Source organism: Dietzia sp. WMMA184 (genome assembly GCF_002441635.1).
Taxonomy (GTDB): domain Bacteria; phylum Actinomycetota; class Actinomycetes; order Mycobacteriales; family Mycobacteriaceae; genus Dietzia; species Dietzia kunjamensis.
In genome coordinates, this window is the sequence record NZ_NXEI01000001.1 from 3,157,204 (window position 1) to 3,179,866 (window position 22,663).

Annotated in this window: 20 protein-coding genes; 18 read left to right on the forward strand and 2 right to left on the reverse strand. The window is 73.3% G+C overall.

Going from position 1 to position 22,663, the window contains the following annotated elements; translation table 11 throughout:
• The first annotated feature begins 38 nt into the window (after positions 1-38).
• The 12 genes from CK206_RS14520 (at position 39) to CK206_RS14575 (ending at position 14,976) form a co-directional block, all read left to right on the forward strand.
• Positions 39-1,394, forward strand: a complete 1,356-nt coding sequence (locus CK206_RS14520) for an amidohydrolase family protein (RefSeq protein ID WP_216824138.1) — start codon at positions 39-41, stop codon at positions 1,392-1,394.
• The gene (locus CK206_RS14525; RefSeq protein WP_096906811.1) at positions 1,391-2,167 is read left to right on the forward strand and encodes an ABC transporter ATP-binding protein; all 777 of its coding nucleotides are present in this window, start codon (positions 1,391-1,393) and stop codon (positions 2,165-2,167) included. The genes CK206_RS14520 and CK206_RS14525 overlap by 4 nt, the downstream gene beginning before the upstream one ends.
• Positions 2,168-2,181: 14 nt before the next feature.
• Positions 2,182-3,111, forward strand: a complete 930-nt coding sequence (locus tag CK206_RS14530) for an ABC transporter permease (RefSeq protein WP_096906812.1) — start codon at positions 2,182-2,184, stop codon at positions 3,109-3,111.
• A 149-nt stretch (positions 3,112-3,260) separates the two neighbouring features.
• Positions 3,261-4,436 (forward strand): nitrate ABC transporter substrate-binding protein, encoded by a 1,176-nt coding sequence (locus CK206_RS14535; protein WP_096906813.1) that lies wholly within the window; start codon positions 3,261-3,263, stop codon positions 4,434-4,436.
• Positions 4,437-4,501: 65 nt separating this feature from the next.
• Positions 4,502-5,845 (forward strand): FAD-binding oxidoreductase, encoded by a 1,344-nt coding sequence (locus CK206_RS14540; protein ID WP_096906814.1) that lies wholly within the window; start codon positions 4,502-4,504, stop codon positions 5,843-5,845.
• Complete coding sequence (locus CK206_RS14545; protein WP_096906815.1) at positions 5,833-6,663, forward strand: creatininase family protein; 831 nt, start codon at positions 5,833-5,835, stop codon at positions 6,661-6,663. The genes CK206_RS14540 and CK206_RS14545 overlap by 13 nt, the downstream gene beginning before the upstream one ends.
• Positions 6,660-7,265, forward strand: a complete 606-nt coding sequence (locus CK206_RS14550; protein ID WP_096906816.1) for a pyridoxamine 5'-phosphate oxidase family protein — start codon at positions 6,660-6,662, stop codon at positions 7,263-7,265. The genes CK206_RS14545 and CK206_RS14550 overlap by 4 nt, the downstream gene beginning before the upstream one ends.
• Before the next feature lie 23 nt (positions 7,266-7,288).
• Positions 7,289-8,686 (forward strand): amidohydrolase family protein, encoded by a 1,398-nt coding sequence (locus CK206_RS14555; protein WP_096906817.1) that lies wholly within the window; start codon positions 7,289-7,291, stop codon positions 8,684-8,686.
• On the forward strand, positions 8,683-10,089 hold the full coding sequence (locus CK206_RS14560; RefSeq protein WP_096906818.1) for an 8-oxoguanine deaminase: 1,407 nt from the start codon (positions 8,683-8,685) through the stop codon (positions 10,087-10,089). The genes CK206_RS14555 and CK206_RS14560 overlap by 4 nt, the downstream gene beginning before the upstream one ends.
• A 5-nt stretch (positions 10,090-10,094) precedes the next feature.
• Positions 10,095-10,964: an FAD binding domain-containing protein gene (locus tag CK206_RS14565; protein WP_159981156.1), complete on the forward strand. Its 870-nt coding sequence runs from the start codon at positions 10,095-10,097 to the stop codon at positions 10,962-10,964.
• A complete protein-coding gene (locus CK206_RS14570) occupies positions 10,958-13,633 on the forward strand; it encodes a molybdopterin cofactor-binding domain-containing protein (RefSeq protein ID WP_254050607.1) in 2,676 nt (891 codons plus the stop codon). Before CK206_RS14565 ends, CK206_RS14570 begins: the two co-directional genes overlap by 7 nt.
• Positions 13,630-14,976 carry an amidohydrolase family protein gene (locus CK206_RS14575; RefSeq protein ID WP_096907487.1) on the forward strand — a complete coding sequence of 449 codons (1,347 nt, stop codon included), beginning with the start codon at positions 13,630-13,632 and terminating at the stop codon, positions 14,974-14,976. Before CK206_RS14570 ends, CK206_RS14575 begins: the two co-directional genes overlap by 4 nt.
• 74 nt (positions 14,977-15,050) lie before the next feature.
• On the opposite strand, the gene uraH is transcribed toward CK206_RS14575, so the two are convergent.
• Both uraH and CK206_RS14585 read right to left on the reverse strand, forming a co-directional pair.
• Positions 15,051-15,374, reverse strand: coding sequence for a hydroxyisourate hydrolase (gene uraH / locus CK206_RS14580; protein ID WP_067713539.1), 324 nt, complete (start codon positions 15,372-15,374; stop codon positions 15,051-15,053).
• Positions 15,374-15,901: a 2-oxo-4-hydroxy-4-carboxy-5-ureidoimidazoline decarboxylase gene (locus tag CK206_RS14585; RefSeq protein ID WP_143337742.1), complete on the reverse strand. Its 528-nt coding sequence runs from the start codon at positions 15,899-15,901 to the stop codon at positions 15,374-15,376. Before CK206_RS14585 ends, uraH begins: the two co-directional genes overlap by 1 nt.
• A gap of 339 nt (positions 15,902-16,240) precedes the next feature.
• Here CK206_RS14585 and CK206_RS14590 point away from each other — a divergent pair, with 339 nt between their 5' ends.
• From CK206_RS14590 to CK206_RS14615, 6 genes are all read left to right on the forward strand, one after another.
• Positions 16,241-16,561 (forward strand): urease subunit gamma, encoded by a 321-nt coding sequence (locus CK206_RS14590; protein WP_067713537.1) that lies wholly within the window; start codon positions 16,241-16,243, stop codon positions 16,559-16,561.
• A complete protein-coding gene (locus CK206_RS14595) occupies positions 16,558-17,436 on the forward strand; it encodes a cobalamin biosynthesis protein CbiX (protein ID WP_096906821.1) in 879 nt (292 codons plus the stop codon). The genes CK206_RS14590 and CK206_RS14595 overlap by 4 nt, the downstream gene beginning before the upstream one ends.
• Before the next feature lie 56 nt (positions 17,437-17,492).
• Positions 17,493-19,688: an urease subunit alpha gene (gene ureC / locus CK206_RS14600; protein WP_096906822.1), complete on the forward strand. Its 2,196-nt coding sequence runs from the start codon at positions 17,493-17,495 to the stop codon at positions 19,686-19,688.
• Complete coding sequence (locus tag CK206_RS14605; RefSeq protein ID WP_096906823.1) at positions 19,688-20,539, forward strand: urease accessory protein UreF; 852 nt, start codon at positions 19,688-19,690, stop codon at positions 20,537-20,539. Before ureC ends, CK206_RS14605 begins: the two co-directional genes overlap by 1 nt.
• A gap of 175 nt (positions 20,540-20,714) precedes the next feature.
• Positions 20,715-21,350, forward strand: a complete 636-nt coding sequence (ureG, locus tag CK206_RS14610; protein ID WP_061228858.1) for an urease accessory protein UreG — start codon at positions 20,715-20,717, stop codon at positions 21,348-21,350.
• Entirely contained in the window at positions 21,347-22,315 is a 969-nt protein-coding gene (locus CK206_RS14615; RefSeq protein WP_254050608.1) for an urease accessory protein UreD, read from the forward strand. Before ureG ends, CK206_RS14615 begins: the two co-directional genes overlap by 4 nt.
• Positions 22,316-22,663: the final 348 nt, after the last annotated feature.

The following is a 22,663-nucleotide window of genomic DNA, read 5'->3' on the forward strand; positions in this document are numbered from 1 at the left end:
TCGGCGGGGAACGCACAAGTCGGCAGAGGAGGGGAACGATGGAACCACGACGAGCGGCACAGCGCGATGCACAGCGCGGAGCCGGGGCCGAGCGAGTCGCGCCGCGGCACGTGGACCGGATCGCGGGGGCCCGGCTGCAGGGCGGCCGGGTGGTCGACGTGGACATCGTCGACGGGGTGGTCGTGGCCGTGACGGATGCGGGGACCACCCCGACGCGCGGTGGTCCTACCGGGGGCGAATCGGTGATCGACGCCCGCGGCTACATGGTGCTCACCGCGCCCGCGGAGCCGCACGCCCACCTCGACAAGGCCCTGAGCTGGGGCGCCACGCGGCCGCCGGGCTGCGACCTGGGGGCGGCGATCGACGCGTGGCGGGCCTACGCCGCGACGGTCGACGAGGACGAGATCCACGCCCGCGCCCTCGCTGCAGCGCGCAAGCTCGTGGCCAACGGGACGACCGCGGTGCGCAGCCACGTGGACCTGCACGACGACCACGACCCGCTGCGCGGCGTCCGCGCTCTCGTCCGCGTCCGCGACGAGCTCGCCGGCGTGATGGACCTGCAGATCTCGGTGATGGTCAACGAGGTCGACCCGTCGGACCGGGCCCGCGCCGCGATCGCGGCCGGTGCCGACCTCATCGGCGGGGCCCCACACATCTCGACCGACCCGGTCGCCGAGACAAACCGACTGGTGGACCTCGCCGAAGAGCTGGGCACCGGCATAGACCTGCACGTGGACGAGTTCCTCGACGGCGACCACGCCATGCTCGAGGTGTTCACCGACCGCGTCGCGACCTGGCCGGCGGGGCAGATCCGCACTGCCGGGCACTGCTGCCGCATCGGCTCGCTCGACGGGGCGGGCCAATCCCGCGCCGCCGGCGCGCTGAGCAGGGCGGACGTCGGGGTGGTGACCCTGCCGATCACCAACCTGTACCTGCAGGGCCGAGCCGGCTGCACCTCGGTCCCGCGCGGCCTGCCCCCGGTGCGGGCCCTGCTCGAGACCGACGTGACCGTCGCCGCCGGCGCCGACAACGTGCGCGACCCGTTCAACCCGGTCGGCCGCTCCGACGCCACCGAGACGGCGATGTTGCTGATCGTGGCCGCCCACCTCGACATGGACACCGCCTGGCAGCTCGTCACGGGCGGCGCCCGCGAAGTCATGGGTCTGCCGCCCGCCGGCCCCTCGCCCGGCCTCCGGGCCGACCTGCTGCTGGTCCGGGCGGGCGGGCTCGACGACGTGATCGCCGACGCGCCACCCGACCGGATCGTGCTGCGGGCGGGCTGCGTGGTGGCGGAGAGGGAGGTCCTCGTCGTCGTCGACCCCGGTGTCGCGCTGCTCGACGACCAAGCCCCCACCACCCACCCACAGACACCCACCTACGAGGAGACCCGATGACCACACCCACCGACATGCGGGCGGCGCAGGCCGCCCGGCCCGGCAGCGAGATCCTCGGATTCGACGGCGTCGGAGTGACCTACCCCAACGGCACCCGCGCGCTCGACGGCGTGGACCTGCGGATCCGCGCCGGAGAGTTCGTCAGCGTCGTGGGCCCGTCCGGCTGCGGCAAGTCCACGCTGCTCAGCCTCGCGTCCGGGCTCGCCACCCACACCGACGGCTACATGCAGACCGGCACCGACCGCATCGGCTACGTCTTCCAGGACGCGACGCTGCTGCCGTGGCGGACGGTCGAGCAGAACGTGGAGATGCTCGCCGAGCTCGACGGCATCGGCCGCACCGAACGCCGTGACCGCGCGGCGGCGGCGATCGAACTGGTGGGCCTGGCCGGGTTCGAGAAGTCGCTGCCGCGGGAGCTGTCGGGCGGCATGAAGATGCGTGTCTCGCTGGCCCGCTCGCTGACCCTCGACCCGGAGTTGTTCCTGTTCGACGAGCCGTTCGGCGCGCTGGACGAGATCACCCGGCAGCGCCTCGGCGACGAGCTGCTGGGGCTGTTCGCGGCCAAGCGGTTCGCCGGGCTGTTCATCACGCACTCGGTCGCGGAGGCGGTGTACCTGTCCACGCGCGTGGTGGTGATGTCCGGTCGGCCGGGGCGGATCACCCATTCGGTGGACGTGCCGTTCGGGCCGGAGCGCGACCCCGAGATCCGCTACACGGCGGACTACATGAACCTCGTCGGCGAGGTATCCCAGGCACTCGAGGAGGCGCACTGATGAGAGGCACACTGATGAACGGAATCACCGCCCGCGCGACCGTGAAAAACGACGACGACGACGAGGTCACCGCCGCCGACGTGGGCCCCGGCCCCGTGGCCGAACCGGCCGGGGGAGCCCCCGCCGCCGGACCCGCCCGCCCCCGGTTCCGCCTCTCGGCCGACGGGCCCGTGGTCCGCTACGGCGGCCCGTTGGCGGTCCTGGCCGCGGTGCTGGGCCTGTGGTACTTCGTGAGTTACGGGGTGCTCGAGCCGTCGCGGCGGTTCCTGCTGCCGGCGCCGCACGTGGTGGTCACCGACGGGCTGTTCGGGCCCAGCATCTCGGGCATGCTCGAGGCGCTCGGCCGCACCGCGACCGTCGCGCTGACGGGGTTGGCGATCGCGTTCGTGATCGGTGTCGTGTGGGCGATCGTCATGAGCCAGGAGAAGTGGGCCGAGCGCTCGCTGTTCCCCTACGCGGTGGTGCTGCAGTGCATCCCGATCCTCGCGCTGGTGCCGCTGATCGGCTTCTGGTTCGGCTTCGGGTTCACCGCCCGGGTGTTCGTGTGCGTGCTGATCGCCCTGTTCCCGATCGTGTCCAACACGCTGTTCGGTCTCAAATCCGTTGACCCGGGCCTGCGCCGGCTGTTCACGCTCCATCACGCCGGGCGCCTGACGGTGCTGCGCAAACTCGAGGCCCCGGCGGCACTGCCCGCCCTGTTCGAGGGCCTGCGCGTGGCCGCCGGACTGTCGGTGGTCGGTGCGATCGTCGGCGACTTCTTCTTCAAGCAGGGCGACCCGGGCATCGGCATCCTCATCGACACCTTCCGCGCCCGCCTGCAGTCGCCGGAACTGTTCGCCTCGATCATCCTGGCCTCGCTGCTCGGTGTGGCCGTGTTCCTGTTCTTCGGTCTGTTGTCCCGGAAGGTCGTGGGGCGCTGGTACAACCCGGACGCCGACCGCTAGTCGTAACCCCCGGCGACCAGCCGTAACGACTCCCGACCGAACCCGCAACACCACTGAAACACGGCAGCGGTTCACTCTTCTGTATTGATCACATCAATACAGCACTCGCTCCCATCTCGTCGTTCCGTCACCCACACCCAGGAGTTCCCATGCGACGCACCACCGCCCCCCGTACCGCCGTCTCCGTGGCCGCGCTCTGCGCCCTCGGCGCCGTCACGCTCACCGCCTGCGGCGGCTCCGAGTCCGCGGAGGCCTCCTCCGGGTACACCGGCGAGATCGGCGCGGTCGACCTCAGCGAGGTCTGCCCCGAGAAGGTCGTGGTCCAGACGGACTGGAACCCCGAGGCCGAGCACGGCCACCTCTACGAACTTCTCGGACCGGAGCCGACCATCGACGCCGGCGCCAAGTCGGTCTCCGGGCCGCTGTTCGCCTCCGGTGAGTACACCGGTGTGGACGTGGAGGTCCGGGCCGGCGGCCCCGCGATCGGCTTTCAGCAGGTCACCGCGCAGATGTACCAGGACACCGACATCATGCTCGGCTACGTGGACGCCGACCAGGCGGTCCAGAACTCGCTGAACAACCCCACCATCGGCGTCTTCGCACCGCTGGACATCAATCCGCAGATGATCATGTGGGACCCCGAGACCTACCCCGACGTCGAGACCGTCAGCGACCTCAAGGACGAGAACACGCGGGTCCTGTACTTCGAGGGCAACGCCTACATGGACTATCTCCTCGGCGAGGGCATCCTCGACCCCGCCCAGGTCGACGGAAGCTACGACGGTTCGCCCTCGAACTTCGTCGCCTCCGGCGGTGCGGTCGCCCAGCAGGGCTTCGCCAGCGCCGAGCCGTTCATCTACGAGAACGAGGTCGCCGAATGGGGCAAGCCGGTGAAGTACCAGCTGCTCCACGACCTGGGCTACCCGATCTACAAGTCGATGATGGCCGTGCGCAGCGCCGAGCTCGAGGACAGTGCGGCGTGCCTGGAGAAGCTGGTGCCCGTACTGCAGCAGGCCGAGGTCGAGTACTTCGAGGACCCGGCCCGCACCAACGCCGTGATCGTGGACGCCGTCGAGCAGTTCAACACCGGCTGGGTCTACAGCGCTGAGCTGGCCGACTTCGCCGTCGAGGCCATGCTCGAGCGCGAACTGGTGGGCAACGGACCCAACGCCACGATCGGTGACTTCGACGACGAGCGCCTCGCCGACATGGTGGCCAAGGTCAAGGGCGTCTACGTGGCCGCCGACGTCGCGATCGCCGAGGACGTCTCGCCCGGGACCGTCGCCACCAACCAGTTCATCGACCCGGCCATCGGGATGAACTGATCCGGCTCCGCTGCCCGGTTCACCCCTTCAGTTCCCGCCGCCCCCGCACCCGATCGGAGCCCCTCGTGACCGCGACCTCCACCGCACCCGCCACTCCCACCGGATCGCCCGGATCAACCGCAGACGTCGCCGGCCTGGTCGACGACCTGCTCGACCTGCTCGGTCCCGATGCCGTGCACACCGACGACCGCTCCCTGGACAAGGCATCGGTGGACGGGTCCTACCTCAGCCCGATCCTGCGGGCGCAGTGGCCGATCGGCCGGCCCGAGGTGGTGTGCCGGCCGACGGACGTGGAGCAGGTGCCCGCCGTGGTCCGCGCGGCCGTCCGCCGACGGGTGCCCATCACCTCCCGGGGCAAGGGCACCGGCAACTACGGCCAGGTGGTCCCGCTGCACGGCGGGCTGGTCCTGGACCTGACCGCGCTGCGAGGCGTCGACCACGTGGACACGGGGGCGGGCGTGGTCACCGCCGAGGCCGGGGTCCGCATGCTGACCCTCGAGAAGCGTCTGGCCTCCCACCACGGCAGTCAGCTGTGGATGTACCCGTCCACCGTGCAGTCGACCCTCGGCGGGTTCCTCGCCGGCGGGTCGGCGGGCACCGGCACGATCGTGCACGGCCGCAACCACCAGGGGTTCGTCGAGGCGCTCGACGTGGTCTTCGCCCACGAGGACGCCGAGATCGTGCACCTGGAGGGTGCCGACGCCCAGCCGTTCGTCCACACCTACGGGGTCGCCGGGATCATCGTGCGCGCCACGGTGCGGATCGAACCGCTGCAGGACTGGCGGTGCGTGTACGCCAGTTTCGACGACCACCACGACGCGTTCGCCGCGGTACGGCGGGTCCACCTCGTCGAGCCCGCGCCGCGCCTGTGCTCGGCGGACGGCGCCCACGTCTCCTCGTGCCTGCCCGCCGACGCGGCCATCCCCGCCGGCCGGGCGAGCCTGCGGGCGATCGTCGACGCCGCCGCGGTGGACGAGGTCCGGGCGATCATCGACGCCGCAGGGGGAGTGGTCGAGGCGGTCCGCACGGGCGTCAACGAGACGATCAAGGTCTCGACCCTGTCCTACAACCACCCCACCCACTGGCTGCAGAAGGCCGAGCCGGACACCTGGTTCCACATGGAGTGCCAGGGTGACGCCCTGGTGGAACGCCTCGACGAGGTCGAGGCCGTCTACCCGGGCGGGACCCTGCACCTGGAGGCGGGACACGGGCGCATGTTCGGGATGCTCAACGGTCATTACATCTCGCCGGAGGCCGCGTACGCGGGTGTGCCTGAGCTGGAGGAGCTGGGGGTGCGCGTGCACTCGCCGCACCAGTACCGCGTGGACCACGGCACCGAGGCCGTCCGCGCGCTGGCGGCCCGCACCGACCCGTTCGGCCTGCTCAACCCCGGGCGGTGGGAGGCGTGATCGGGCCGCAGCGGCGCTACGCCGAACTCACGACCGTCGAGGCGGGCCGGGTCGGATGCGGTGACCCCGTCGCCGTCATCCCGGCCGGGGCGATCGAACCCCACGGTCCGCACCTGCCGCTGGCGACCGACCTCCTCGTGGCCGAGCACGTGGCCGCCCACGCGGTGGCCGCCGCGGCGGAAGCGGGCGTCGACGCCTGGCTCATGCCGGCGCTGGGATATACGAAGAGCGACGAACACGCCAACCTCACCGGGGCGCTGTGGATCTCCGGGGAGACGCTGATGCGCGAGGTCGTCGAGCTCGGCTCGGCACTGCGGGCCAGCGGGTTCACCCGGGTGCTGTTCGTCAACTGCCACGGCGGCAACTCGGCGCTGCTCGAGGTGGCGCTGCGCGAACTGCGCCGCCGCTTCGGGCTGCGCACTTTCCTCTACGCCGGGCGTGCGGTCCCGGGTCCCACCGAGCTGGGCATGGGAATCCACGCCGGGTGGGCGGAGACGTCAATGATGCTGCACCTGCACCCCGAGCTCGTCGACATGTCGGCGGCCGAGGCGAGGGTCCCCGCGGGGATCGCCGAGTGCCAGCACATCGGGTTCACCGGCCCCGTGCGGTTCGGCTGGTTGGCCGACGACCTGTCCGACACCGGGGTGATCGGCGACCCCACCGGGGCCGACGCCGAGACCGGCCGGCGGTTGGTGGCCGATCACGTGGAGACCGTGGCCGCCGCGCTCGCGGAGATCGAGGAGTTCGACCCGGCGCGCGGGGTGTCCGCCGCGGCCACCGTCACCGCCGCGGCCACCGTGACGGGAGGTGCACGGTGACCGCCGTCGAGATGCCCGTGGTCACCATGCCCGGCTCCACCGACGATCCACTGGAGGCGATGGTCGCGTGGTTGGCGATCGACCCGGCGGATCCGCCGCTGGGGGTCCTGGCCACGGTCGGCCCGGACGGGACCCCGCACTGTCGGCACCTGCTGGTCTCCGGGGCCACCACCGACGGGCCCACGTTCCACACCGATTCGCGGTCCCAGAAGGCCCTGGACCTGGCCACCGACCCGCGCGCGACGCTGGTCGTGGTGTCCGCCGACCGGACGCGGCAACTCACGGTCACCGGCGTGGCCGAGCCGACCGATCGGGACGAGCACCTGGCGAGCTATCACTCCCGCAGCGAGTACCTCAAGCTCCTGGCCTGGACCAACGACCAAGCGACGGCGGAACTCGCCCCGCCGGGCAGACGCCGGGTGTGGGCCGCCGCGGTGGAGCGGTTCGGCCCGTCGCCGGCGCAGCCGCCCGAGACGTGGCTGGGCATGCGACTGCGGCCCGGGTCCGTGACCTTCTGGGCCGCCGGACGCGACGAGCCCTCCCATCGGCGCCGCTTCGTGACGGACGGGCAGCGGTGGCGGGCCGAGGAACTTCCGGGCTGACACACGAGAGAACGAGAGAACCCATGATCACCTTCACCGACGCGCTGGTCCTGCCCGTGTCCGCGGACCCGGCCGCGCCCGCCTGGTTCCACGGCTGGGTCCACGTGGACGAGGCCGGCCTCATCGCCGGACTCGGGCCCGGCGACCCGCCGCCCGGCCTGCCGGGCGAAGTCCACGACCTCGGCGGCGCCATCCTCGCCCCCGGGTTCGTCTCCGCGCACAGCCACCTGTTCACCGCCGGGATGCGCGGCACCGCCCCCGACGACACGCTCTACGGCTGGGTGTCGACGCTGGGCGAGATGATGGTCGGGGCGGAGGCCGAGGACCTGTACTGGTTCACCCTCGCCGGCTGCCTGGACTTCCTGCGCAACGGTGTGACCAGCGCCTACAACTTCACCCAGAGCCGGGTGGTGGCGGTGTTCGACCATTTCACCTCGACCCTGGTCGCCGAGCGGGTCCACGACATCGACTTCCTCACCCGGCAAGTCGACGCCCAGGCCGACTCCGGTCTCCGGTGCCTCACCTCCACCCGCCTCGACGACGAGCAGCTGCCCGAGGCCGAGTGCTTCGACGCGTTCGCCCACGTCACCGAGCACCGGCTGCGCACCGTCCCCCGGGAGCTGGACCTGGGCGGGTCGGTGTTCGGGTCGGTGCAGTGGTCGTCGTCGCCCGTCACCGCCGAGCGCGAGCGTCACGCCATGGCCACCCACGGCGTGGGCAACCAGGCGCACTTCGTCGAGACCGCCGAACACCTCGAGGTACAGCGGGCCAAGTTCGACTGGTACGACCGCGCCGGGGTCCTGGGCCCCGACTTCGCGTTCGGCCACTTCGTCCACCCCACCGACCACATGGTCCGCCGGGTCGCGGAGACCGACTCCGCCGTGATCTGGCAGGCCACCTCCAACGGCCGGCTGGGCTCCGGCATCGCCGACATCACCCGGTACCGGGACGCGGGCATCCGCGTGGGGATGGGCCTGGACGACCAGTCCTGCACCGACGTGTCCGACCCGTTCCAGAACATGCGGATCGGCCTGTACACCCAGCGCGCCGTCCACTCCGACGCCGCGGTGCTGGCCGCCCGCGACGTCCTGCGGATGCACACCCTCGGGGCCGCGGACGCCCTCGGCCTGTCCGACCGGGTGGGCAGCGTGGAGGTGGGAAAGCACGCGGACCTCGTCGTCGTCGACCCCACGTCCCCGGCCACCGGACCGATCTGGGACCCCGTCGCCACGTACGTCCTGGCGTGCTCGCTGCGCAATCTCACCCACGTCTACGTGGGCGGACGACTGGTGGCGGAGGGCGCGCGCAGCCTGCACCCGCTCGCCGACGAGGCCGACGCCCAGCTCACCGAGCGCATGATCCGCTCGGCCCGGGCGCGGGGGTTCACCCCGGCGTTCACGCCGGGCCTGGTGCGGGCATGACCTCCGGAGCCGCGGCGGTGCTCATCGAGAACTGCGCGGTCGCGACCATGGCCGGGGCTGGGGCCGGGGCTGGGGACGGGGACTGCGTCGGCGCCGAGTACACCGCCGGCCACGTGCTGCTCGAAGGCGGCCGGATCACCGCGGTGGGGGAGGGGCCGTGCGATCCGGCGCTCGTTCCGGACGGCGCGGAACGTGTCGACGGCACGGGTTGTCTGGCCACCCCGGGCCTGATCAACACCCATCACCACCTGTACCAGTGGCTCACCCGGGGGCTCGCGGCCGACGCGACGCTCTTCGAGTGGCTCACCGCCTCGTACCCGGTGTGGGCGGGCATCGACGCCGACGACGTCCGCACCGCCGCCCTCGGTGGGCTCGCGCACCTGGCCCTCGGCGGCTGCACCACCACCACGGACCACCACTACGTGGTGCCCGCCGACGCCGGGGACGTGTTCGCCGCCGAGATCGACGCGGCCGCGACGGTGGGGCTGCGCTTCCACCCCAGCCGCGGGTCGATGGATCTGGGCCGCAGCTCGGGCGGGCTGCCGCCGGACTCCGTGGTCGAGGGCATCGACGCGATCCTCGCCGGCACCGCCGACGTGATCGACCGCTTCCACGACGCGGGCCCCGACTCGATGTGCCGCATCGCCGTGGCGCCGTGCTCACCGTTCTCCGTGACCGGCGACCTGCTGCGCACCAGCGCCGAGCTCGCCCGCGAGCGGGGCGTGCGCCTGCACACCCATCTGGCCGAGACCGACGACGAAGAGGAATTCTGCCGCGAACGCTTCGGCAGCACGCCGATGGAGTACATGGAGTCGGTGGGCTGGGTGGGCCCGGACGTATGGTTCGCCCACACCGTGCACCTCGACGACCCGGCGATCGCCGCGATGGCCGCCGGCGGGATGGCGGCCGCGCACTGCCCCGTCTCCAACGGCCGCCTGGGCGCCGGCATCGCCCGCGTCCCGGACATGCTCGCCGCGGGGATCCCGGTGGGGCTGGGCGTGGACGGCTCGGCGAGCAACGAGTCGGGCGTGCTGTGGGAAGAGATGCACACCGCGCTCCTGCTCGCCCGCGCCACCCGCGGGCCCCGGGCGATGGACGTGCGGACGGCGCTGCGGATGGCCACCGTGGACGGTGCCCGCGCGCTCGGGCGGGAGGGTGAGATCGGGCGGCTGGCCGTCGGATACCAGGCCGATGTCGCACTGTGGCGCCTGGACACCCCGGCCCACGCGGGGATCGACGACCCGGTGGCCGCGCTCGTCCTGGGGTCCCGCCCGCCGATGGCCGGGGTGTGGGTGCAGGGGCTCCGGGTGGTGGCCGACGGGCGCGTGCTCACCGTCGACACCGACGCCGTGGCCCGCGACGTGGTGGCCGCTCGCGGGCGGCTGCTGGCCCGGGCGGGGTGAGGGCGGTGGACCTGGTCAGCGTCACCGCACTCCACCGACCGCGCAGCCGGGACGAGGCGCACGCGGCCCTGCTCGCCGGCGCCACGGCCCTGGCCGGCGGGACCGCCCTGCACGGGGAGGCGCACCTGCACCCGGCCGGCGCCGCGGCCCCGCCGGGGGAGACCACACCGGTCACCGCGCTCGTGGACCTGCTCGACCTGCGCTGGCCCGACGTCGAACCGCTGCCCGACGGCGGCCTGCGGGTCGCCGCTACCGCCACGCTGCGGACCGTGCTCGACCACCCGCTCACCGCGCCCCTGCGCCCGTTCCTCCACGACGCGTTCTCCTGCCTGCTCGCCTCGTGGAAGATCTGGGGCCGCGGCACCTGGGGAGGCAACCTCTGCGCGGCCCTGCCCGCCGGCGCCGGGACCGCCGCCGCCTGCACGCTCGGCGCGATCGCCGAGATCTGGACCCCCGACGGCGGCACCCGCACCGTCCCCGCCGCCGAGGTGGTGGTGGGCCAGGGCCGCACCTGCCTGGCCCCGGGCGAGATCCTGCGCGCGCTCGTCATCCCCGCGTCGGCGAGCCGGGCGCGCTACGCGGTCCGGCGGCACTCGCTGGTGCCCAGCGGCCGCTCCGGCTCCCTGGTCACCGGGCGACTGGACCCCGGCGGCCGCTGCACGCTCGTCGTGACCGCCGCAGTGCCCGCCCCGGAGGTGCTCACCTGGGACCGGCCCCCCACGGCCGGCGAGGCCGAGGCCGCCGTGCGCGACCTGCCCCGCTGGCACGACGACCCCCAGGGCGATCCGAGCTGGCGGCGTCACGTGGCGGGGATCGCGGCCCTCGCCGTCGTCGCCGAACTCACCCACCCCATCTACCGGGAGGCACCATGCTGATCACCGTCGACGGACGCGCCCACGACCTGGACCCGCGCCCCGGGCAGTGCCTGCGGACGCTGCTGCGCGAGTCGGGGGTGCACGCGGTGAAGAAGGGCTGCGACACCGGCGACTGCGGTGCGTGTTCCGTGCTGGTCGACGGCGTGCCCACCCATTCCTGTGTGCTGCCCGCGCACCGCGCCGAGGGCGCCGACGTCCGCACCGCCGCCGGGGTGCCCGACGAGGTGCCGGCCGCGTTCGCCCGCGCCGCCGGGTTCCAGTGCGGGTTCTGCACGGCGGGGATGGTCACCACGGTCACCGGGCTGGGGCACGCGCCGTGCGCCCGGGACGGCGGGCCGGCGCCGAGGATCGCCGCCATGAAGGGCAACCTGTGCCGTTGCACGGGCTACCGGGCGGTCGAGGACGCCCTCGACGGCGCCCGGAATGCGTGCGCCGCCGGGGGGATCGGGAGCCCGGTCGCCGCCCCGGCCACCGAGCGCGTGGTGCGCGGCGCCGAACCCTTCACCCTGGACACCGACCTGACGGGCTGCGCGCATCTCGCGGTGCTCCGCTCCCCGCACGCGCACGCCCGCATCGTGTCGATCGACGCCTCCCGCGCCCTCGCGATGGACGGCGTGGTCGCCGTGCTCACCCACCACGACGACCCCGACGTCCTGTTCTCCACCGCCCGCCACCAGCGGCGTACCGACGATCCCGACGACACCCGCGTGCTCGACCCGGTCGTGCGCTACCACGGTCAGCGCGTGGCGGCGGTGGTGGCCGAGTCGGAGGCACTCGCCCGGCGGGCCTGCCAGCTGATCGAGGTGCGCTACGAGGTGTTGCCGTCGGTCCTCGATCCCGAGGCCGCGCGTGCCCCCGGAGCGCCGGCGATCCACGGCGACAAGGGTCCGGAGTCCCGGATCGCCGACCCCGCGCGCAACGTGGTGGCCGACTGGTTCGGCGAGGTGGGCGACGTCGACGCCGGGATCGCCCGCGCGGCGCACACGGTGACCGGCACGTGGAGCACCTCGCGGGTCCAGCACACGCACCTGGAGACCCACGCGGTGATCGTGCGGCACGTCGACGGCGGGCCCCGGGGCGGTGGGTCGCTCGACATCCGCTCCTCTACCCAGGTGCCGTTCCTCGTGCGCGACGAGTTGGCGTGGATCTTCGGCCTCGACCGCGATGAGCTGCGCGTCCACGCCGCGCGGGTGGGCGGCGGGTTCGGGGCCAAGCAGGAGATGATCGTCGAGGACCTGGCCCTGCTCGCGGCCCTGCGCACCGGCCGCGACGTGGTGTGGGAGTACTCGCGCGCGGAGCAGTTCACCTCCGCCACCGTGCGCCACCCGTACCGCACCACCGTCACCGTGGCCTGCGACGACGACGGCCGGCTCACCGCTCTCGAGCTGGACGTGCTGTCCGACGCCGGCGCCTACGGGGGCCACTCCGCGGGCGTGATGTTCCACTCCATCACCGAGTCCGTGGAGCTGTACCGCTGCCCGGCCAAGCGGGTGACCGCCGAGGCCGTCTACACGACCACCGTGCCGTCGGGGGCCTTCCGCGGGTACGGGCTGGGGGAGGTGGGGTTCGCCCTGGAGAGCGCGCTGGACGAACTCGCCGACGCCGCCGGGCTGGACCCCGTGGAGCTGCGGCGGCGCAACGTGGTGCGCCCGGGTGACGCGTTGGTGAGCTCCGCGGGCGACGACGACGAGCTGGCCCTGTCCTCCTACGGACTCGACCACTGCCTGGACCTGGTGGCAGGGGCCCTGGCCTCCGGTCGCGGGGAGACCGCGCCGCCCGGGTGGGCGGAGGGGACCGGGATCGCGCTGTGCATGATCGCCACCAATCCGCCCGGGGGCCACCACGGTTCGGCCCGCGTCGAGATCACCGCCGACGGCACCGTGCACGCCTACGTGGGCACGGCCGAATTCGGCAACGGCACAGCGACCGTGCACACCCAGATCGTCGCCGAGGCGCTGGGCGTGCCGTCCGACTCGGTGGTCCTGCACGCGTCCGACACCGCCCTGCTCACCCACGACACGGGTGCGTTCGGCTCCGCCGGCACCGTGGTCGGTGGGCGCGCCCTGTACCGCGCGGCAACCCGGGTCGCCGAGCTGCTCCGCGCCGGAGCCCACCTGCCGGTGTCCGCCGAGGGGTGCGCCGACGGGCTGGGTCGGCAGGCCGCGTTCACCGTGCAGGGCGTGCGGGTGGCCGTGTGCCCCGACACCGGGACGGTGAAGGTCCTGCACAGCGTCCACGCCGTCGACGCCGGGCGGGTCCTCAACCCGCAGCAGCTGAGGGGGCAGGTGGAGGGCGGCGTCGCCCAGGCCCTCGGGGCGGCGCTGTACGAGCAGGTGATGCTCGACGAGACCGGCGCGGTCACCAACGCGACCCTGCGGCACTACCACCCACCCCGCATGGGCGACGTCCCGCGCACCGAGGTGTTCTTCGCCGACACCGTCGAGCCCGAGGGCGTCCTGGGCGCCAAGTCCATGTCCGAGGCCCCGTACTGCCCGGTCGCCGCGGCCGTGGGGATCGCGGTCCGGCGGGCCACCGGAGTCCGGCAGGACCTCATCCCCCTGACCCCGGACCTGGTGTGGATGAGGTCGTTCGCGCCGCGCGACGGCGGGTCTCCCGCGGCGACGGGCCGGACCCCGTCCGCCGCCGTGTCGACCGGCGGCCGCGCGTGAGCGCGCGGGTGCTGCGGGTGACCGGTGCCTCGGCGGTCTGGTCGCCGGGGCTCGAGTCCGGCGTCGCCGCCACGGTGGAGTGCGTGGACGGGCGGATCGCCGCCGCGCCGGACGATGCTGCCGCCGCGCCCGACGGCGCTGCCGTGGTCGAGACCCTCGACGCCGACGGCGGCGTCGTCACCCCGGGCCTGGTCAACGCCCACCATCACCTGCTGCAGAGCGCGTTCCGCACCCTGCCCGGTACCCGCGGCGTGGAGATGGCCGTGTGGCTGGCCCGGATGCGCGAGGCCTACGTCGCCGCGCGGGTCGACGATGAGCTGGTCGAACTGTCCGCCCGCGTGGCGCTGGCCGAGTCACTGCTGTGCGGCGTCACCACCGTGGCCGACCACCACCTCACCTGGCCGGCGGGCGCGGACCCCATGCAGATCGCCGGTGCTGCGTACGCCGGCGCGCAGGCGCTGGGATCGCGACTGGCCTTCGTCCGCGGCAACGCCGGAGACGACCCGGATGCCGCAGCGGCGTCGGTCGAGGCGATCCACGCTGCGCACCTGCCCGGCGCGTCCGGCGGGACCACCGCCGACGGGATGCGCCAGCTGGCCGTGGGGCCGTCGGGTGTGCACGCAGACGGGCCCGCGACCTTCGCCGCCATGGGGGAGGTCGCGCGCCGGCTCGGTCTGCGGCGGCGCACCCAGGCCAACGAGCAGGTCGACGTGGCCCGGGCCGCCGAACTGTACGGCCGTCGCCCCCTGGACCTGCTGGAGGAGTGGGGCTGGCTCGCCCCCGACGTCACCCTCGCCCACCTCTGCGACATCACCGACCCCGAGATCGCGTCGATCGCCGGGAGCGGGGTCACCGCGACCCATGCCCCGGCCTGCGATCTTCCGATGGGGTGGGGCGTGGCGCCGGTGGCCCGACTGCGCGACGCCGGGGTGACCGTGGGACTCGGGACCTCGGGCGGTGGCAGCAACGACGCCGGACACCTCCTGGCCGACGCGCGCCTGGCGATACAGGTCGCCCCGCTCGCCGGTAGGCCTCTGGACGCGCTCGAGGTGCTGGAGATGATCACCGCCGGCGGCGCCGACGGCCTGGGGCGCCCCGAACTGGGCCGGCTCACCCCGGGGTCGGCGGCGGATCTGGTGGTGTGGGACGTCAGCGGGGTCGCGGACGCCGGCGTCGCGGATCCGATCCGAGGACTGTTGTGGGCCGCACCCGGGCGCCGGCCCCGCCACGTGGTGGTGGGCGGCCAGGTGGTGGTGCGGGACTTCGAGCTCGTCACCGCCGACGAGCGGGCCCTGGCCGCGGATCTGCGCGAGCAGTGCGCCCGGCGGGGCATCGGACGCTGACCGGCGCTGACCTGGGGTGCCCTGCAGGCCCGGTGCAGGGCGCCGCAGGTCAGAGCGTCGGAGAGCCCCGCGCCTCAGGATCCGCGGTAGGTGCTGTACCCGAACGGCGACAGGATCAGCGGCACGTGGTGGTGCGCGGCCGGGTCCGTCACCTCGAAGCACACCACCGCCTCCGGGTAGAAGCCGCTCACTCCGGCGGCCCGGTGATAGCCGCCCGTGTCGAAGGCCAGTCGGTACACCCCGGCCCCGACCTCGACCTGCGCCAGATCGGGGCCCCGGCCGTCGACGTCGGTGACCCCGGAGGCGAGGTCAGTGCCAGCGGAGTCGGTGAGCCGGTAGCCCAGGCCGACCGCCGGGGTGCCGGTGGCGGTGTCCAGGGCGTGGGTGCTCAGCGACATCAGAGGGCTCCGGTCTCGAGCAGTCGGTCCAGCCGCAGGGCGTTGATGGCGGCCAGGTGGTCACGGGTGGTCGCGAGCTCCTCTGCCGGGGTGAGGTCGATCCGCCGGTCGAGTTCGGCCACGATGTCCCGGGCCGACAGCCCGGTCGCGCACACGAGGAACGCGTGGCCGAAGTGCTCGGCGTGCCGACGTTGCCCCTCGGCGAGCCGGCGCGCGAGCTCGGCGTCCGCGGTGGCGGCTGCGCTCTGCTCCCGCGCCGAGGCCTGACCGACCTCCCGGGGCGCGCCCGTGTCTGCGCCGCCGCCCGCGCCGCCCGAGCCCGCGCCGATCGGCGGATGCGCGTCGACCGCGGCCAGCACCTCGGCGTCTTTCTGCTCGTCGAGCACCCGCCGGGCCGCCGCATGTAGCGCGTCGCGGGAGCCGTACGGCCGCCCCTCCAACACCGCGCGCGCCCAGGTTTTCGACCCGGAGAGTTCGGTCAGGACCGGCATCAGTTCCTCTGCGCGCGCGGCATCGAATCCGCTCACGGCGGGATCGACGGTCTCGGCAGAATCAGAGGAAACGGGGGGTGTGGTGGTCTCGGGCACGGGCTCATCATCGCAGCGGCAGGGGCCCGGAACACCGCCGACGCGGCAGTCGTAACACGGCGTAACAATCGGCCCCGGCGCCCTGACCTGCGGTGCCCTGCACGCCGCCCCCAGGGCACCGCAGGTCAGGCGCTCGAGCGGTGAGGGTGCAGCGAGGGCGCAGCGAGGGCGCGGCGGGAGGAAGGCCCGGGTCGGAACCAAGTAACACTGCCGACACACAACGTCGCTAGCGTTCAGAAGCGTCGACGCGCCGCCGCCCGAGCACGAGAGGACCCCAGGATGAAGCTCACCCCCCGCGAGTTGGACAAGCTCACCCTGTTCACCGCGGCCGAGGTCGCGCGCCGCAGGCTCGAGCGCGGGGTGCTGCTCAACGTCCCCGAGGCCACCGCGCTCATCTCGTGGGAGATCGTCGAGCACGCCCGCGACGGCCGCACCGTCGCCGAGTGCATGGACCTCGGTCGGCAGGTGCTCGACGCCGGCCGGGTGATGGACGGCGTGGTCGAGCGGCTGGCGATGATCCAGGTCGAGGCCACGTTCCCCGACGGGACCAAACTCGTCACCGTGCACGACCCCATCGGGCCGGTGGAGCAGAGCGCGTGAGCGGCCACGGGCACGGCGACGCCCACGGGCACGGCGACGCCCACGAACACAGCCACGGGCACACCGACCCGGCGACCGCCCGGATCGTCCTCGCGTTGGGCCCGGAGTCCGAGCAGATGCCGGACCTGGGCATCCCCGCCGCACGGCCGGGCCGCGCCCTGGCCGACCTGGTGGAGGAGCAGGCGCGAAGGCCCGGGGGACCGGATGCGGCGGGAGAGGGTGCCGGTGTCGTCGTCGTCGTCCCCATGACGTTCGGCCGCGCGCCCGCGATGGTCGCCGACTGCTCCCGGACGTTGCGCGACGTCCGGGGCAGCACCGACCGCGCACGGCTCGCCCCGGGCTCCGCTGGTTCCATGGGCCCGGTGGCATTGGCGGCGCCGCTCGGCGACGCGACCATGCTCGTCACCCGCCTGCGCGCGGTGATCCGGCGGCACGGCGCGGTGTGCTCGGCGCTTCTGGTGAGCCGCGCGATCGACCCGTTCGCCGACGCCGAGCTGTACCGCCTCGCCCGGCTCGCGCGGCAGTACGGGCAGCCCGGCCTGGTCGAGGTGGCGTTCCACGGCGGCGACGAACCCGATCCCGACCTCGCCGAGGGGCTCGAGCGCGTCCGCGCCCTCGGCGGCCGACGGCCGGTGCTGGTCTCGGCGACCCTCGCCCCCGCGCCGGTCACCGGACTCGAGCTGCCCGGCGAGGGCGAGCACCTGTTCGGCCCGGCCGTGCTGCGCAGCGTGATCGACACCCGCGTCCGCGAGGCCGTGCACCGGCTCGACCACGGCGACGACGGCATCGACGCCGCCCTCGACGCCGAGGACGGCCACGGGTACGCCCACTCGCACGTCGCCGCCGACGGCTCCGTCTACACCCACTCCCACTAGCCACCCCAGCCACTCCACCCCGACTCACCCCACCCCGACGACCCCAGGAGCCACACATGTCCGGTTCGGTGCACTACCTCTACGGCGACGGGGACATCGAGCTGGGCGCCGGCCGCGCGACCCTCGAGGTGCGCGTGACCAACACCGGCGACCGCGCCGTCCAGGTGGGTTCGCACTATCACTTCTTCGAGGCCAACCGGGAGCTGCGCTTCGACCGGATCGCGGCGTACGGGCGGCACCTGGCGATTGGCGCGGGCCTGGCGGTGCGCTTCGAACCGGGCCAGACGCGGACGGTGCGACTGGTCGACTTCGCGGGCGAGCGCGTGTGCCACGGGTTCTCCGGGTTGGTCGACGGCCCGCTCGACGACCCGGCCGTGCGCGAGCGCGCGCTGGAGCGGATGGCCGAGCGTGGGTTCCTGTGTGACCGCCCCGACAGGTCCGACGACGACAACAACGACGACGACGAGGTCGCGCCCGCCCCGGACGCTGTGCCCGCAGCCGAGGGCCCGCCGACCGTGCTCCCGCGCGCCACCTATACCGATATCTACGGACCCACGGTCGGCGACCGACTTCAGTTGGCCGACACCGACCTGGTGATCGAGATCGCCACCGACCACAACGCGGTGACCACCGACGGCAGCAGCGGCTACGGCGACGAGGCCGTCTACGGCGGCGGCAAGGCGATCCGCGACGGGATGGCGCAGGACCCGGCGGGCACGCGGGCGTCGGGCGCGTTGGACCTGGTGATCACGGGCGCGATCATCGTCGACGCGGTGCTCGGTGTGGTCAAGGGCGACATCGGTGTGCGCGACGGGCGGATCGTGGCCGTGGGCAAGGCAGGCAACCCGCACCTGCAGGACGGGGTGCATCCGGAGCTGGTGATCGGGCCCGGCACCGAGGTGGTGGCGGGTGAGCACAAGATCGTCACCGCCGGCGGCGTGGACACCCACATCCACTACATCGCGCCACAGCAGGTCGAGGAAGCCTTGAGCAACGGCGTGACCACCCTGTTCGGCGGCGGCACCGGCCCCGCCGAGGGCACCAAGGGCACCACCTGCACGCCGGGCGCGTGGAACATCGGGCGGATGCTGCAGGCCGCCGACGGGCTGCCGGTGAACATCGGGGTGCTGGGCAAGGGCAACACGTCGCAGCCCGAGTCGGCGGTCGAGCAGATCGTGGCCGGCGCGGCGGGGCTGAAGATCCACGAGGACTGGGGCACCACGCCTGCGGCGATCCGCTGCGTGCAGGAGGTCGCGGACGAGTACGACGTGCAGGTCGCGATCCACACCGACACCCTCAACGAGTCGGGCTTCTACGAGGACACGCGTGCCGCGTTCGGCGATTCCACCATCCACACGTTCCACTCCGAGGGCGCAGGCGGCGGCCACGCCCCCGACATCCTGCGGGTGTGCGGCGAGCCCAACGTCCTGCCCGCCTCGACCAACCCGACGCTGCCGTACACCGTGAACTCGGTGGACGAACTGCTGGACATGGTCATGGTGTGCCACCACCTGTCGCACGACATCCCGGAGGACGTGAGCTTCGCCGACTCCCGCGTGCGCGCCGAGACGATCGCCGCCGAGACCGTCCTGCACGACGAGGGGATCATCTCGATCTTCTCGTCGGACTCGCAGGCCATGGGCCGGATCGGGGAGTCGTGGCAGCGCGCGTTCCAGACCGCCCACCACTGCCGCGTCGAGCGGGGCCCGCTGCCGGAGGACAGCGACCGCAACGACAACGAGCGCGTCCTGCGCTACGTCGCCAAGATGACCATCAACCCCGCCATCGCCGCGGGCATCGCCGACCACCTCGGCTCGATCGAACCCGGCAAGCTCGCCGATCTCGTGTTGTGGCCGGTCGACTCGTTTGCCGCCAAGCCGTCGTTGATCATCAAGGGCGGGATGATCGTGTGGGCGCCGATGGGCGATCCCAACGCGTCGCTGCCCACGCCGCAGCCGGTGATCTACCGCCCGATGTTCGGCGCGTACGGCGGGGCGCTGCAGTCCACGCGGGTGACGTTCCTGTCCGCCGCCGCGATCGAGGCCGGCGTGCCCGAGGAGCTGGGCCTGACCTCGCCGTGCCTGCCCGTGCGTGGCTGCCGGGGGATCGGCAAGAAGGACATGGTCCGCAACGACCGCTGCCCGACGATCGAGGTGGATCCCGAGACCTACGTGGTGACCGTCGACGGCGAGCCCGCCACCATCGCCCCCGCCACCACGTTGCCGCTGGCCCAGCTGCACTACCTCGCGTGATGTCCGACCACGACGACCACCACGACCACGACGACGACGACGACGAGGGCCGCCGCGTCCCGGATGGTGTGCCGGATGCGGGTCGTGCCGAACTGGCGACTCTGCTGTTAGCGCTGCAGTTCACCGACTCCTCGTTCCCCTCGGGCATGTACACGCTCTCGCACGGGCTCGAGGGGCTCCGGCAGTTGGGCGCTGTGGAGGGCGGCGCTGTCAAGGGCGGCGCCGGGGCCGGGGCGCGGTCCGTGGCCGAGGCCGTGCACGGGATCCTGCGGTATTCCGCTGGCCCGGCCGAGGCGACCGCGCTGGCCCTCGCCTGGGCGGCGACCCACGAGCTCGCCCCGCCGCCGGCCGCCAATCCTGCTTGCACTGACACTGCTGCTCTGCTCGCCGCGCTCACCCGCATCGACCGGCGGCTGCACGCCACCCGGTTGACCCGCGAGTTCCGCGACGGCGCCACCCGCACCGGCAAGCAGGTGCTCGACCTGGCCGCCGAGCTACTCGACGACCCGGTGGTGTCCGCGTGGAACGACCACGTCCGGGCCCGCCGCTCGCCGGGATCGCAGTCGGTGGTCATGGGCGTGGTCTACGCCCGCGGCGGGCTGAGCCAGCGGGAGGCCGTGGCCGCCGACCTCACCGCGCTGGTCATCAGCCTGTCGGGGGCCGCGCTGCGGCTGCGACTGGCCGATCACCGCACCGCGCAGGCGCTGGTGCGCGGGGCGGCCCCGGTGATCGCCGAGGTCGCCGACGCCGCGGTGGGCCGGTCGCTGGAGGAACTCGGCGGGTTCGCGCCAGTGCTGGACCTGGCGTCCTGCCACCACGAACGCGCCGACGCCCGGCTGTTCGCCTCGTGACCCGGCCTCCACCCTCCTGACCGGAGTACCTGCGTACCCGGTAGCGCTCTGACCTGGAGTGCCCTGAACGTGCGCTGCAGGGCACCCCAGGTCAGGGCGGATCCCGCCGAGGGCAGGGCCGCGCTGCGTACGCCGCGCAACACTGCCGAAACACGGCTGCACTAGCGTTCGTTGCATGGCAGAGGCACAGCAGGTGTTGCGGATCGGGATCGGTGGGCCGGTGGGCTCGGGCAAGACCGCTCTCATCGAGGCGCTGGTCCCGGAGTTGATCGCCCGGGGACGCACCCCGGCCGTCATCACCAACGACATCTACACGCAGGAGGACGCCGAGCACGTCCGCCGCACCCTGGCCGGAGTCCTCGATCCCGCCCGGGTGGTGGGCGTGGAGACAGGCTCGTGCCCGCACACCGCCGTGCGCGACGACCCCACCATGAACCTCGCGGTGGGGGCGGAGATGCTCGAGGACCACCCGGACGTCGACACCCTCATCTACGAGTCCGGCGGCGACAATCTCACCCTGACGTTCTCGCCGGCGCTGGTCGACCTGTTTGTCTTCGTCCTGGACACCGCCGAAGGCGAGAAGATGCCCCGCAAGCGCGGGCCCGGCATCACCGAGTGCGACCTGCTGGTGATCAACAAGATCGACATCGCCCAGTACGTGCGCTGCGATCTGGGAATCATGTCCTCGGACGCTGACCGCGTCCGCTCGGGCAAGCCCGTCGCGCTCACCGACTGCCTCTCCGGGACCGGCATCGCCGAGGTGCTCGACTACTTCGAGTCCCGCCGGGTGGAACTGCTGCCCGCACGGTGAGCGACCGGCTGACCCGGGCCGCCGACCCGGGGTTCGTGTGGCCCGCCGTCGCCGCCGGACCGCAGTCCGGGCCCGGCGCGCTGCCCGTCGGCTCGCCCGGCAAGGTCGGCGTGCTGGACCTGGCCTTCCGCCGGGACGGCCGCGGCCGCACGGTACTGGCCGAACGGTTCCAGAAGTCGCCGCTGCAGGTGATGCGGTCGCTGTACATCGACCCGGTCCTCCGCGAGATGCCGACGGTGTACGTGATGTCGACCGGCGGCGGGATCGTCGGCGGCGACCGGCTGGACATGGAGGTCCGTCTGGCCGAGGGCGCGCAGGCGCTGGTCACCACGCAGGCCGCGAACCGGGTGCACCGGATGGACGTCGGTTACGCCACGCAGACCGTCTCCCTGACGCTGGGCGAGGGCGCGGTGTGCGAGTGGCTGCCGGACCCGCTCATTCCGTACGGCGGCAGCAGGTTCCAGCAGCGGCTGCGGGCCGAGGTGCCCGAGGACGCCGTGCTCATCGCCGGCGACGTCCTCACCGCCGGACGCGTGGCCCGCGGGGAGAGCTGGGACGTGGCCGCCTACGTCTCGGCCGTGGAGATCTCCCGCCCCGACGGCACCCTGCTCGCCGTGGACACCACCCACATCACCCGCGACGAGGCCGGCCACCCGCTGGTCACAGGAGACGCCGACGCGATCGGGACCCTGTTCGTCGTGGCGCCCGGCCCGGCGGAGGAGCTCGCGGCGGTCATGCGCGACGCGGCCGACGCGGCCGCCGGCGTCGTAGCGACACAGGCGGGCCGGCTCGATCCCGAGGGGTCTGTGCGCTGCGGGGTGAGCACCTTGCCGGATGGCTGCGGCGCCTGGCTGCGGGTGCTCGGCCGCGGGCAGGAGAACGTGGAGGCAGCGGTGCACGCCGTCTGGTCCGCCGCGCGAGTCCATCTCCTCGGTGCGCCGGCGCCGGACCTGCGCAAGAGCTGAGAGCCGGGCCGGCCCCGAGAGACGTCGGCCGCCGCCCAGCCCGCCGACGCCCAGGTATGCGCCCTCTCTGGACCGTTCCGCCAGCACATCCCGCCCGTACGCGTACATAGAGGCATCACAAGCCGAAGGGGACGCGTAACCCCAGGCGCAGGAGCGGCGTGCGGGCTCAGCCGGCCGCGCCCGCGCACTTGTATCGCGGGGTGGACGAGAAACACAGCGTTCACACAACGCCGGTAGAGGCAACGGTGGCGAAACGCCGGCGACTCAGCTGACTCACATCATGTCCTTACCTTTATCCACATCGCGCTTCGAGCCCCGCAGCCCGCGGGAGCACTCGACAGCCGGTCA